The 12,505-nt window shown below is 58.5% G+C and carries 9 protein-coding genes; 7 read left to right on the top strand and 2 right to left on the bottom strand.

Annotated elements, in window-relative coordinates:
- Window positions 1–39 precede the first annotated feature (39 nt).
- The 3 genes from NOR51B_RS02510 to recQ all read left to right on the top strand — a co-directional run bounded on the left by NOR51B_RS02510 (window position 40) and on the right by recQ (window position 5,136).
- Window positions 40–2,226: a TonB-dependent receptor gene (locus tag NOR51B_RS02510; RefSeq protein WP_009020233.1), complete on the top strand. Its 2,187-nt coding sequence runs from the start codon at window positions 40–42 to the stop codon at window positions 2,224–2,226.
- Between the two features lie 169 nt (window positions 2,227–2,395).
- Window positions 2,396–3,190, top strand: coding sequence for an SDR family oxidoreductase (locus tag NOR51B_RS02505; protein WP_009020038.1), 795 nt, complete (start codon window positions 2,396–2,398; stop codon window positions 3,188–3,190).
- 107 nt (window positions 3,191–3,297) lie between these two features.
- Complete coding sequence (gene recQ / locus NOR51B_RS02500) at window positions 3,298–5,136, top strand: DNA helicase RecQ (protein WP_009021319.1); 1,839 nt, start codon at window positions 3,298–3,300, stop codon at window positions 5,134–5,136.
- Between the two features lie 195 nt (window positions 5,137–5,331).
- Here recQ and ppnN read toward each other — a convergent pair whose 3' ends face one another.
- Both ppnN and NOR51B_RS02490 read right to left on the bottom strand, forming a co-directional pair.
- Window positions 5,332–6,759 carry a nucleotide 5'-monophosphate nucleosidase PpnN gene (gene ppnN, locus NOR51B_RS02495; RefSeq protein ID WP_009019325.1) on the bottom strand — a complete coding sequence of 476 codons (1,428 nt, stop codon included), beginning with the start codon at window positions 6,757–6,759 and terminating at the stop codon, window positions 5,332–5,334.
- Between the two features lie 54 nt (window positions 6,760–6,813).
- On the bottom strand, window positions 6,814–8,352 hold the full coding sequence (locus NOR51B_RS02490; RefSeq protein WP_009021293.1) for an AbgT family transporter: 1,539 nt from the start codon (window positions 8,350–8,352) through the stop codon (window positions 6,814–6,816).
- Window positions 8,353–8,768: 416 nt separating this feature from the next.
- On the opposite strand from NOR51B_RS02490, the gene NOR51B_RS02485 reads away from it, so the two are divergent.
- The 4 genes from NOR51B_RS02485 to NOR51B_RS02470 all read left to right on the top strand — a co-directional run bounded on the left by NOR51B_RS02485 (window position 8,769) and on the right by NOR51B_RS02470 (window position 12,490).
- Window positions 8,769–10,643: a putative nucleotidyltransferase substrate binding domain-containing protein gene (locus NOR51B_RS02485; RefSeq protein WP_009020260.1), complete on the top strand. Its 1,875-nt coding sequence runs from the start codon at window positions 8,769–8,771 to the stop codon at window positions 10,641–10,643.
- Entirely contained in the window at window positions 10,643–11,308 is a 666-nt protein-coding gene (locus NOR51B_RS02480) for a 3'-5' exonuclease (RefSeq protein ID WP_009018834.1), read from the top strand. The genes NOR51B_RS02485 and NOR51B_RS02480 overlap by 1 nt, the downstream gene beginning before the upstream one ends.
- 113 nt (window positions 11,309–11,421) lie before the next feature.
- Window positions 11,422–11,958, top strand: a complete 537-nt coding sequence (locus NOR51B_RS02475; RefSeq protein ID WP_009019943.1) for a YeeE/YedE thiosulfate transporter family protein — start codon at window positions 11,422–11,424, stop codon at window positions 11,956–11,958.
- Window positions 11,959–11,962: 4 nt separating this feature from the next.
- Window positions 11,963–12,490, top strand: a complete 528-nt coding sequence (locus NOR51B_RS02470) for a YeeE/YedE thiosulfate transporter family protein (protein WP_009021352.1) — start codon at window positions 11,963–11,965, stop codon at window positions 12,488–12,490.
- Window positions 12,491–12,505: the final 15 nt, after the last annotated feature.

The following is a 12,505-nucleotide window of genomic DNA, read 5'->3' as shown; positions in this document are numbered from 1 at the left end:
CCAACGTTAAATTGATACTAATAAACAAGGAAATCCACTATGAGATCGATACCCAAAACCAAACTGGCCCTGGCCATTGCCCCCATTTTATTCTCGACCTCGGCCTATACCGCGGCACAAAGCGTAACCCTCGAGGAAGTCGTGGTTACCGCACGTAAAAAGGAAGAATCCCTGCAGACGATTCCCCTGTCGGTATCGGCGGTTACCGGTAAGGCCATGCGCGAGACGATGGTCAGCAATATGGAAGACGCCCAGCAAGGGATGGCCAATGTTAACTTCGCCGTACGACTGGGATCTGCCGTTCCCACGATCCGCGGTGTCGGTTTCTCCATTTTGAACAACGGCACAACTGCCAACGTCGCCATGCACGTCAATGGCGTCTACATCGGTCGACCGATGGCGGTTGCCTCTAGTTTCTTTGATGTGGATCGCCTCGAAGTCGTGCGCGGCCCCCAGGGCACCCTATACGGTCGTAACGCGACCGGTGGTGCTGTGAATATTGTCACCAACCGGCCTACCGAGGAGCTCTCGGGTTATATCGATACCAGCTTTGGTAACTACAACTCGGCGACGGTTGAGGCGGCTATCAGCGGCCCGCTGTTCTCGGACAAAGTGCTCGGACGAATCGCGATTCGTACCGATCGACACGATGGTTGGGCGAAGAATATTTTCTCGGGTAACGATACCGATGCCCAGGACCTCCAGGCGATTCGGGCAACCATGCGTTTCCTGCCCAGCGACAACCTGACCCTCGATTGGGTGGTGGAAAACTACCACCAGGACGACAGCATGTACGGCATGAAATTCGGTGGTAAGACCAACCCCGAGGCCGAGCTCGGCGGTGTATTACTCGGTGGTGATGCCTTCCCCATTGGCAGCCGGGACATCAATACCGAGCGGGATATCCTCAACAAACGGGATATTTTTGGTACCGACCTGACCGCCGTTTGGGAGATGGACGACTATACGTTCAAGTCGATCACCGCGTTCCGCGACACCGAGGTCAACGTTGAATCCGATATCGATGCCACCAACGTGGTGGTTTTCTCGGGCCCCAACCGGGAGGAGGAAGCTGAGCAGTGGAGCCAGGAATTCCAGCTCACCTACGACGGTGACAAGCTCAGCTGGCTGGCGGGTGCGTTCTATTTCAATGAAGAGAACGACATCGCCACGGTATCCAAGGAGGGTTTCCTGCTGCCCTCGGCACCGGCACCGTTCTATCCGCCCGATGATGGCGTCGGTACCGTGTTGCTGTTTGTTAATGGCGCCAATGTAGAGACCACTTCCTATGCGGTTTTCGGTGAAGCGACCTACCAGTTCAGTGATGCCTGGTCGGCCACTGCTGGCCTTCGTTATACCTACGAAGACGTCGAGATTAATGGCGAGTATTCGCCTTTAGTTACCGTTATGCGTGACTGCGATGCGCTCGAGTGTGATCTGGATTTCAGCAACGTTTCACCCCGAGGGATTATCCAATATCAGCCCTCCGATGAGTGGATGTTCTTCGCCAGCGTCTCCGATGGCTTTAAGAGCGGCGGCTTCTCCGTCGGTGCCCTGGCGCCCTCGTTCGATGAAGAAGAAATTCGCAGCTATGAAATCGGCGCGAAGGCGACGCTGATGGATGAGCGGGTGCAGTTGAGCCTGACGGCCTTTAGTTACGACTACGAAGACCTGCAGGTGACCAAGGTACTCGACGCCAGTGCGCTGACGGAAAATGCAGCGAACGCCGGTATTGAAGGTCTCGAATTTGAAGCCAAAATGCTGCTCACCGATAACTTCCAGATCGATGCGTCGCTGGGCATCCTGAACGCGGAATTTGAGGATTTCGAATCCGAAAACCCCACCTTCCCCGGTACACCGCCTCAGGATCTCTCGGGTAACCAGCTGCCTCAGGCGCCCGATGTGACCGCCAATATTGCGGCGGAGTACACCTGGACGGTTAAGGGGGGCGATCTGACCCTGCGTGGCGAAGCGGTGTATTCGGACGAGTACTACCTCACCAGCTTCAATGAGCGGCCTGATTATCAGGATTCCTACACCATGTATAACGCCTTCGTGAACTACAACCACCCCAGTGGTGTTCGCGTTGGTGCCTACATCCGCAATGCCGACGATGAACTGGTCAAATCATCGGGCTACACCACCATCTTCGCTCTGGGTACCCCGTCGTTCACGGCCTATCTACCCCCCAGAACGTATGGGGTTAGTTTCGGCTATTCATTCTAGGGTTTGACGCGCGCCCGACCGGTTTTGCTACCGGCCGGGCGTTTTTGAGCACCGAGGAATGTTATCCAAGCGGAGGCTGGTTGTCTGAGGATGCCCGCGCTCCGCTTTTTTTTGCCAATAGCGATCTGCTTTTTAACCGAGTGGATCCGGGAATTAACGGGATTGAGCCATGGATAGAGTCAAAGGTAAGGTGGCCATTGTCACCGGAGCGGCGGGGGGGCTGGGCGAGGCCATTACACGAATGCTGCTGGCGGAGGGTGCACGGGTAGCGGCTACTGACCTGGAAGTCTCCAAACTCGATCAGCAGTTCGATGAAGCGGCCGACACGCTGCTGAAGTTGTCCCACGATGTGACGGACGAGGCATCGTGGCAGGCGGTGGTCGAAAAAACGGTCGCCACCTTCGGTCAGCTTGACGTCCTCGTGAACAACGCCGGAATTGTGGTCGCAGGGTCTGTAGAGGAGACCTCTTTGGCGGATTTCCGCAGGGTGCAGCAGGTCCACAGCGAGGGTACCTTTCTCGGCTGCAAATATGGCTTGCCCGCCATGCGTAATACCGGGAGCGGGAGTGGCTCAATCATCAATATGTCGTCGGTGACGGCCATTGGCGGCTTTCCTTATGTGTTTGCCTACTCCGCGGCGAAGGGCGCGATCCGCTCGATGACCAAGTCGATTGCGGCGGGAACGTCGGCGGCGGGGGAGCCGATTCGCTGTAACTCGATCCATCCGGGGCGAATTGAAACGGCGATGGTGCGCGGGCTGCGCGAGGAGCGCGAACGGCGTAGCGGCGAGCAGGAAGTGGAACGGGGCAATCCGTCGGGTCACCCGGATGACATCGCTTACATGGTGCTATACCTCGCATCGGACGAGTCGGTACTGATGAACGGGTCCGAGATCGTTATTGATAACGGCGCGACCATTACCGATGGCAGCGTGAAGCAGCGCGTTGTTCGCGATCGCCAGTGACAACGCATTTTCCTTGACGATGAGTTGAACGCTCATTTTTGGGATCAACGGGTATTTGATGCGGGTGAGAGTGGCATTCATGCGGAGCTAACCCTAAAGTACGCCGCATGAATTCCCCGTCTGATACCCCGTCATCATCCGCCAGCGACACAAAAAACGCCCCGGCACTGGACGTGCTGCAGCGGGTATTCGGTTATGGCGAATTCCGAACGCCCCAGCAGTCGATTATTGACTGTCTGGTGTCGGGTGAAGATGCGTTGGTCATCATGCCCACCGGGGGCGGCAAATCCCTGTGTTACCAGATTCCCGCGTTACTACGACCCGGTTGTGCGATAGTGGTTTCACCGCTGATTGCGCTGATGCAGGATCAGGTCGAGGCCCTGCAGCAGCTCGGGGTGCGGGCGGCTTACCTGAACTCCAGCCTGAGCGGGGAGGACGCCCAGGCGGTCGAGCGGGCCTGGCTGGGTGACCAGTTGGATCTTCTTTACGTCGCGCCCGAGCGGCTGTTGCAGCCGCGAATGTTGGAACTGTTGCAGGCGACGGAGCCTGCGCTGTTCGCGATCGATGAGGCGCATTGTGTGTCCCAGTGGGGGCATGATTTCCGCGAGGACTACCTCCAGTTAAGCGAGTTGCACCGGCGGTTTCCAACCGTGCCGCGAATCGCCCTCACCGCGACCGCCGATACCCGTACCCGGGAAGAAATAGAGCGCCGACTGAATCTGGAGACCGCGCAAAAGTTCTACTCGAGTTTTGATCGGCCGAATATTTGCTACCAGATCGCGTTGAAGGAAAACCCAAGGGCCCAGTTATTGCGCTTCCTGCAGCAGGAGCACCCGAATGATGCCGGTATTGTTTACTGTCTGTCGCGCAAACGCGTGAATGAAACCGCCGCTTGGCTCGCCGATCAGGGCTTTGAGGCGCTTCCTTATCACGCCGGCCTTCCGGCGGAGGAGCGCGCTCAGAACCAGCGTCGATTTTTGCGCGAGGAGGGCGTGATCATAGTGGCGACCATTGCCTTTGGCATGGGCATCGACAAGCCCGATGTGCGCTTTGTCGCCCACCTCGATCTGCCCAAAACGGTAGAGGCCTATTATCAGGAGACCGGCCGCGCTGGCCGCGATGGACTTCCCGCCAACGCCTGGATGGTTTATGGCTTGCAGGATGTAATTACCCTGCGCCAAATGCTGGATACCTCACAGGGTAGCGAAGAACACAAGCGTCGGGAGCAGCAGCGACTCAGTGCGATGCTGGGCTTGTGTGAGATCACCTCCTGTCGTCGTCAGGCCTTGCTGGCCTATTTCGATGAGGACATGCCGCAGCCCTGCGGCAATTGTGATGCCTGTCTGACGCCGGTGCCGACCTGGGATGGTACCGAGGCCGCGCAGATGGCGTTATCGGCGGTTTACCGAACAGGCCAGCGTTTCGGTGTGAATCATCTGATTGATGTCTTGCGCGGTGTTGAGAACGATAAGGTGTTTCAGAACGACCACCATCGACTCAGCACTTTCGGGGTCGGTGACGCGCTGGATACGCGGACCTGGCGCTCGGTAATCCGGCAGTTGGTTGCCCGCGGTTTTCTGACAGTAGACGAAGCCCGTTACGGCGCGTTGCGCCTGCAGGAAACGGCGGTCGAAGTACTTCGCGGTGAGATCGAAGTGCAACTGCGCAAGGATCCCAAACCCTCCGCGTCCAAACGCACCACGAAAACACCCCTACCCGAGCACGTCGATGTCGAGCTGTGGGAGGCGCTGCGGGATTGTCGACGGGAGCTGGCGGAGGCACAGGGGATTCCGCCCTACATTATTTTTCACGATAAAACGCTACAACAGATTTGTGAGCAGCGTCCGCGCAGCGTCGACGAATTCGCCGCCATTTCCGGCGTCGGTGATCGCAAGTGTGCCAAGTATGCCCAGGCCTTTTTGGCGGTCGTTGAAGCGAGGGGCTGAAGCGGTATCACACCGGTGTGTGCGGCTGGATGTCCGGGGAAAGCCTACTACCTGAGCCATCATGAACCGGGTGATTCATCGCTTCGGGTAGCGCGCCAAAGTTCTCCGTCCCCTCATGCCTCGTAGTGCGCGCGCTGCCATCAGTGACTGAGTCGCAAGCGCCACGATTACAAAGCGGTGGGTTGGCCTGACTGCTCAGGTATCCTCTGGCTTGCCTGCGGCGAGCTCAAAGCAGGGTTTGTAGGTACCCGGGTCGATTTTCATACGCCCATCGCGCACAAAGGCGTGCAGAAGACCGGCGAGCCCATCAATAATCTCGCCTTCCCCGTGCAGCCGATAGGGTCCATGGGCTTCGATAGCGCGCACGCCGAAGTCTTTCACGTTGCCTGCAACAATACCTGAGAACGCTCGTCTGAGTTCCGCGATAAGCAGGTGTTGTGGTTGATCCCGGTGCAGTTTCAATCCCGCCATGTTGTCGTGGGTGGGAATAAACGGTTGCTGCAGTTCATCAGGGATGTGGAGATTCCAGCAATAGCTGAAAGATTCACTGTGGGTGATTCGCTGGCGACGTACCGCCTTGACCGCAGTCCTGGTCGCGCGAGCGACGTTCGCGGGATCCCCGGTAATAATCTGGTAATGCTCGGCCACGTCATCGCCGAGGCACATCCGAAGAAAAGTGTCGATTTGTTCAAAATACGCGCTGTTTTCCGCGGGTCCCGTAAAGATCAGCGGCAGCTCGATATCCGCATTCCTGGGGTGAAGTTTGAGCCCCAGCAAAAAGAGTATTTCCTCGGCGGTACCCACGCCGCCCGGAAAAATAATGATGCCGTGGGCAACACGCACAAAGGCCTCAAGCCGCTTTTCGATATCCGGGAGGATGACGAGCTCATTGACGATGGCGTTGGGGGATTCGGCGGCGATGATGCCGGGTTCCGAGATCCCCACGTATCGGCTATCGCGCTTGAGCTGTTTGGCGTGGGCGATGGCGGCACCCTTCATTGGGCCCTTCATCGCACCGGCGCCACAGCCTGTACAAATATCGAAACCGCGTAGCCCCAGTGAGTAGCCTACATTTTTTGAATAGTCGTACTCGGTGCGTGAAATCGAGTGCCCGCCCCAACAGACGATGAGTCCGGGTTGGGTATCACTTCGGACGACGCCGGCGTTGCGCAATATCCGGAACACGGTATCGGTGATGCCCTCGCCCGAGGAAAGGTCGAAGGTCTCCCGCTCATTGATCTTGTGTTCCGTAAAGACAATGTCGCGCAGTGCGGCGAACAGGTGCGAGCGGATACCCGCAATCATGGTTCCATCGACAAACGCCTCAGCCGGCGCATTGAAGAGTTCCAGCTTCAGACCGCGGGGTTCCGGGATCACATTAACGTCAAAATCCGCATAGGTGTCGTAAACCGAGCGGGCGTCATCGGTCTCGCCGTCGGTATTGAGAATCGCCAGTGCACAGCGACGAAAGAGCTCGTGAATAGCGGCGTTGGCGTTCGCGAGGCTGGCCATCTCCCGCTGGGAAAGCAAATCCAACGCGGACATGGGACGCACCGTGGTACGGCTAATGCGCCGGGTTTCAGCGCGGCCAGGGGTGCCGTCAAATTCGTTTTCAATCGTCATGTGGTCGATTATACCGGGTTGATTCAGGATGCTGCGCGGATCCCGGTGGACCGCTTAGCCGTAGCTGTAGCTCGACTGCAGCCCCAGCGGAAGGCCCGTGGCCCAGTACAGCATCAGGAACAGGGTCCACAGCAAAAGGAAAACCGAAGAGTAGGGCACCATCATAGCGGTCACGGTGCCAATGCCGGTGTTTTTGACGTAGCGCTGGCAATACACGACCACGAGCGGAAAATAAGGCATGAGCGGGGTAATGATATTGGTCGTTGAATCGCCCACGCGATACGCCGCCTGCGCCAGATCGGGACTAATACCAAGTTCCATCAACATGGGAACAAAAATCGGTGCAAGCAGTGCCCACTTGGCCGATGCGGAGCCAATAAACAGGTTGAGAACGCCCGTCAGTAAAACAATGCCCATAATCGTCATGGCAGAGGGTAGCCCAATCGATTTCAGCAGTGCGGCGCCTTCAAGCGCCATGAGTACCCCGAGATTGGATTCGCCGAAGACGTAAATAAACTGCGCGATAAAAAACATGATGACCAGGTAATACGCCATGCTGTGCATCGCCTGGGTCATACCATCGATGATGTCTTTGGCGCTGCGTACGGTACCCGCAACAACGCCGTAAACCACACCGGGCAGTAAAAACAAAAGGAAGATTAGCGCGACAATGGAGGACATCAGCGGAGATCCCGATTCGGTGAGTGAGCCGCTACTGCCTCTCCACGCCGAGTCCCCAGGCCAGGCGGTAAAGGCCAGTAGCGCGGTGCTCGCCAGCATCACCCCCAGCGCAAATCGAAGGCCACGGGTTTCACTGGCGGACAGGGGTTCAAGCGTCGGGGGTGGTTCTGCGTCGTCGTCAACCGGCAGGCTGGCAAGGCGAGGTGTCACCCACCGGTCGGTGATTAACCAGCCCAGCCCGATAATCACCACCGAGGAAATCGCGGTAAAGAAATAGTTGTTGAGTGGATTGATCGAAAGGTCGGGATCGATAAGCTGGCCACCGGACTGGGTTATACCCGCAAGCATGGGGTCAATCGCTGAGGGGATGAAGTTCGCTGAAAAGCCCCCGGATACGCCGGCAAATGCGGCGGCGATCCCCGCCAGCGGGTGTCGACCCGCAACATAAAAAATAACGCCGCCCAGCGGTATTACCAGCACATAGCCGGCATCGGCCGCGGTATGACTGACAATACCCACCAGTATCACCATGGGGGTTAGCAGCCAGTCGGCGGTAACCCGTAACATGGACCGCAGGGCCGTATTGATAAACCCGGTATGCTCGGCAACACCAATCCCCAACATGGCGACCAGCACGACGCCGATCGGATGGAAGTGGGCAAAGGTACCCACCATGTCCCCAAGAAACTGGGTGAGACTGGTGCCTGCGAGTTGGTTGACAATGACCACCGGCTCGCCACTGCGAGGGTCGATAGCATTGAACGTCACGCCCGACAGCAGCCACGACACGACCCAGACGATGACCAGCAGTGCGATAAACAGCAGCGCAGGATCGGGCAGGCGGTTACCGGTGCGCTCGATAGTGGCGAGCAAACGTTCAGCCAGGGAGGGTCGGTTTTGGTCACTGTTCATTTTTAGTGCAGTGCCTCAATGTAAACGGATCGGCCGGCCTTTATAGCGAGTACCCTGCCAAATACAACCCCCGCGATGGCAAATCATGCCCGCCGCATGATGCACCATTGGACTGGATTTGACGCCTGAAACCCCTCGCACAGGCCGCCCATGAGCACAGCGTTACCCGGCGCGGCAGCGCCACTGGCCCCGTTTGTTATTGGCTTCATGGCTCCCCGGCCTGCCTGTATTCATCCAACCTGGCGCGTATCCCGGGCACAAGGGGTGCGTCGATCGTGTTCAGTGCCGCCGAGTAGCAGTGCGACTTTGGTTTGCGCTTGCATCACTTCCTGCCCGCATCCTGACTAACGTCGTGTATTCATCGTGCCGTCAGCTCGATTAAGCTAGTCACAGGCTTGTACGGGAGCATCTAACCAGTGGACGATTCCGAGGAAATGGCGCCGGGCAACGGCGCTACTGAGATGTTGGCGGTCGCTGAGTTTCTCCGGGGTTCGCTACCCTTTAACGAACTCGATGACGCTGATCTGAATCGGATGGTGGCGTGTCTGCGCGCGTCCTATCAGCCGCGGGGCGCTCGTTTTGAGTCCGCCGAAGCGCCCGCCGGGCTGCGAGTGCTGCGCAGCGGCGCGGTCGACATCCGTGATGCCGACAACAAGCTGCTCGACCGGCTGGGGGAGGGGGAAAGTTTCAGTATTGCCGGGCTCAATACCGAGCAGAAAAATGTCGTGGCCACCGTAATCGAGGATGCCCTGATTTATCGACTTCCCGAGTCGGATTATCAGGCACTCCGACGCAGTCATCGGGCTGTTGATCGTTATTTTACGGGCCAGCGCAGCCGGCGCCTGCGGCGGGCGGCTCGCTATCAGGCTGAGCCCAATGCGATGGCAGCAGAGCTGGCCACGGTAATGGCAAAAGACCTGTTGACGATTGCGCCGGAGGCGACGGTTCAGGCCGCCGCGGCGGCCATGGCGGCGCGACGGGTGTCGTCAACGTTTGTCGTTGATCAGGGCAAGCTCCGCGGGATACTGACCGATCGCGATTTGCGGGTCCGGGTTTTGGCGGCGGGAGTGAGCCCCTCGGTCGCCGTGAGTGAAGTCATGACCCCTCAACCCCGTTCGATCGATGCCGGCCAGTCCATTTTTGCGGCAACGCTGATGATGACCCAATCTGGAATTCATCACCTACCGGTAACCCGCGACGGTGAGTTGGCCGGCGTGGTGACCACCTCTGACCTGATTGTTGCTCGTCAGGATGACCCGGTCTATCTGGTGCAGCGGATTTCGCGGCAGCAGGATGTGGACGGCATCCGTCAATTGGTGGCGGGCATTAGCAATCTGATGGTGCAGTGGTTTAGCAGCGGTATGAGCGCCCAGCAGATATCGCAGATCCTGACGGCAATCTCTGACGCCATTGCCGTGCGCCTGATTCAGTTGGCGGAGGCTGAACTGGGGCCGGCGCCGAAGCCCTGGGCGTGGATTGGCTTTGGCTCCCAGGCGCGGGCAGAACAGCTTCTTGGCGCGGACCAGGATAACGGTATCGTCATTGATGACAACGTCGAACCCGGTGAACTTGACTGGTACAGCAAGCTCGCGACCCGGGTGAGCGATGGTCTTGCTATGTGTGGTTACAAGTATTGTCCCGGCGAGATCATGGCAACCACCGAGAGTTGGCGTCAGCCACTGGCGACCTGGCAATCAACCGTAAGACGCTGGGCGCGGGCGCCGACCAATGACGCGGTGATGCGGGTGAGTATTTTTTTCGATCTCAGGTGCCTTTACGGTGAGGCTGACCTCGTCGCCCGTTTGCAAAAGGTGATGCTGGAACAAGCCAGCAGCAACACGATTTTCCTCGCTGCACTGGCGGCCAACGTACTTGACACCCGCCCGCCTCTGGGCATCTTCAGGCGATTTGTGGTGGATCGAAACGGCGACCATCGCGATAGTCTCGACATCAAAAAGCGCGGTATTTTGCCGGTCACCGAAATTGCCCGATTGCATGCGCTGGCCCATTCACTACCGGCGGTGAACACCGAGGAGCGACTGGCCGGCCTCGCAAAGCAGGGGTTCATGACCATGGCGGATTCGAGAAATCTCGCGGATGCGCTTCATTTCATCCAGGGTGTTCGCATTCGCCACCAGTGCGACCAGGTTATGGCGGGCGCTCCCGTCGATAACTATGTCAATCCCCGCACGCTGCCGAGGCTCGCTAGAGAGCAGCTTCGCGATGCATTCACCATTATCGATGAGGCCCAGTCCGCGATTCGCCAGACCTATCGAGCGGGAATGGGCTGATGTGGCGATTGCAGGCCAGACGCTGGCTGCAAACCCGGCGTACGCCGCCCGCTCCGGAATTGGCGGCGCTGTGGGCGGGCCCGTTGCCGAAACCGGGAACGGCCGTGGAAGATCTGAAATTCCTCGTCTGTGACGCGGAGATGTCGGCGCTGGAGGTTGCCGAAGGCGAGTTGCTCAGTCTGGGCTGGGTGGTGATTGAGGCGGGTGAGATTGTATTGGCCAGCGCGCAACATCACTTGATTCGCAATGAGCGCAGCGTCGGTCAAAGCGCGGTGATTCATCAGTTGCGCGACTGCGAGCTATCGGCAGCGGGGGATACGGAGACGGCACTCAGGGCGCTGATTACCGCGGCCAGGGAAGCGGTGTGGGTGTTCCATCACGCCTCCCTCGATGTGGCATTTCTCGATCGTGCCTGCCAGCAGGTCTTTGGCGCGCCACTGCTGGTGCCGGTGGTGGATACCCTGCTTCTCGAGCACCGCTTGCTGGAGCGAAGACAGCAGACCATCGGGCCCGGTGATTTGCGCCTTCAGGCGTGTCGTGATCGCTATCATCTTCCACCCCATGATGCGCACAACGCGTTGGTGGATGCCATGGCGACTGCCGAGCTGTTACTGGGGCATGTTGGGCGCCGTGGCAGGGGGTTGGTCCTGCGCGATCTGCTGTGAGGTCAATCCATTGATCAATACCACTCCGTGCCTTGATTTTTTTAGGGCATAAGGTTATACCTGTATAGAATAACTAGCGTGGTGGGCACTCCAGCCCGCCCGGCGGAGGTGATATGCAGGACAAACAAGCCATTATTTCTTGGAAAGCCGCAGGGATTGCCCTCGGCTTGCTTCTTACACTGGCCACGGCACTGGTCAAGCCGCTGGGTGTCTCGACCCAGTTTGTCGTCTCAGACGCCGTGGTGGCACACGCGGTGGCCGAGAAGTTCGCGGAGGGTAACGCCTATCTCGCCAACTACGGTGAGGCGAACGATTGGGGCGTCGGCTACGGCTGGATGCTGGTATTCGGGATGTTTGTCGGTGGTGGTGCCTGTGCCTTGGTGTTCCGCGACAAACAGCCCCTTGCCGATCAGGGTTCGCTACCGGAACTGTGGGTCTCGGTGTTTGGCAGTTCACGGCTAAAGCGCCTGACGGCGGCCTTCGCCGGTGGCGTCTTGCTGTTATTCGGGGCGCGCCTTGCGGGTGGGTGTACCAGTGGTCACATGATCAGCGGTATCTCGCAGCTCGCTGCGAGTTCGTTTCTATTCGGGGTCTGCGCCTTTGGCGCCGCCATCATCACCGCTCATCTTCTTTACCGAGGCAGGAGCTGAAGTCATGACGCTATTTATCGGATTTCTTATTGGCTGCGCCTTCGGCGCTATTTTATTCCTCGGCGGTGCGACGAGCTATCGACGGATTCTGGGCACGTTGCTGCTGAAGGACCTGTGGATTATTAAACTCATGGCCACCGCCATCGGCGTCGGCACCATAGGGATCTATGCCCTTGATTTTGTCGGTCTTGCCAATCTCAGCGTGAAACCGGTGTATATCGGCGGCGTGGCTCTCGGCGGTCTCATCTTCGGCATTGGCTGGGCGGTTTCCGGCTATTGCCCGGGCACCTGTGTGGTGGGCTCGGCCGAGGGCAAGACAGACGCCATGGCGACCCTTGCCGGCGGCTTGGTCGGTGCGCTGTTGTTTGCACTTGCGATCCCATTGCTAAGCGGTGCCTTGATCGAACCTCTGAGTTTCGGCGCGGTAACCATGCCCGACCTGCTCGGAATCAGCGGTATCTGGCTCGCACTTCCCTTCGGGGCGGCATTGCTGATGGTCGCGTTCGTGATCCTGCGCGAGAGAGCCTCCTGACCGGGCCTGGGGATT

This window comes from Luminiphilus syltensis NOR5-1B, from assembly GCF_000158175.1.
GTDB lineage: Bacteria > Pseudomonadota > Gammaproteobacteria > Pseudomonadales > Halieaceae > Luminiphilus > Luminiphilus syltensis.
Note: the sequence above shows the minus strand (reverse complement) of the source record. Positions and strands in the feature narration are given on the sequence as shown.

Coding starts and splice junctions, on each gene's coding strand:
- NOR51B_RS02470 (WP_009021352.1), top strand. CDS start 11,963: ATGACGCTATTTATCGGATTTCTTATTGGCTGCGCCTTCGGCGCTATT.
- NOR51B_RS02510 (WP_009020233.1), top strand. CDS start 40: ATGAGATCGATACCCAAAACCAAACTGGCCCTGGCCATTGCCCCCATT.
- NOR51B_RS02480 (WP_009018834.1), top strand. CDS start 10,643: ATGTGGCGATTGCAGGCCAGACGCTGGCTGCAAACCCGGCGTACGCCG.
- NOR51B_RS02475 (WP_009019943.1), top strand. CDS start 11,422: ATGCAGGACAAACAAGCCATTATTTCTTGGAAAGCCGCAGGGATTGCC.
- NOR51B_RS02490 (WP_009021293.1), bottom strand. CDS start 8,352: ATGAACAGTGACCAAAACCGACCCTCCCTGGCTGAACGTTTGCTCGCC.
- recQ (WP_009021319.1), top strand. CDS start 3,298: ATGAATTCCCCGTCTGATACCCCGTCATCATCCGCCAGCGACACAAAA.
- NOR51B_RS02505 (WP_009020038.1), top strand. CDS start 2,396: ATGGATAGAGTCAAAGGTAAGGTGGCCATTGTCACCGGAGCGGCGGGG.
- ppnN (WP_009019325.1), bottom strand. CDS start 6,759: ATGACGATTGAAAACGAATTTGACGGCACCCCTGGCCGCGCTGAAACC.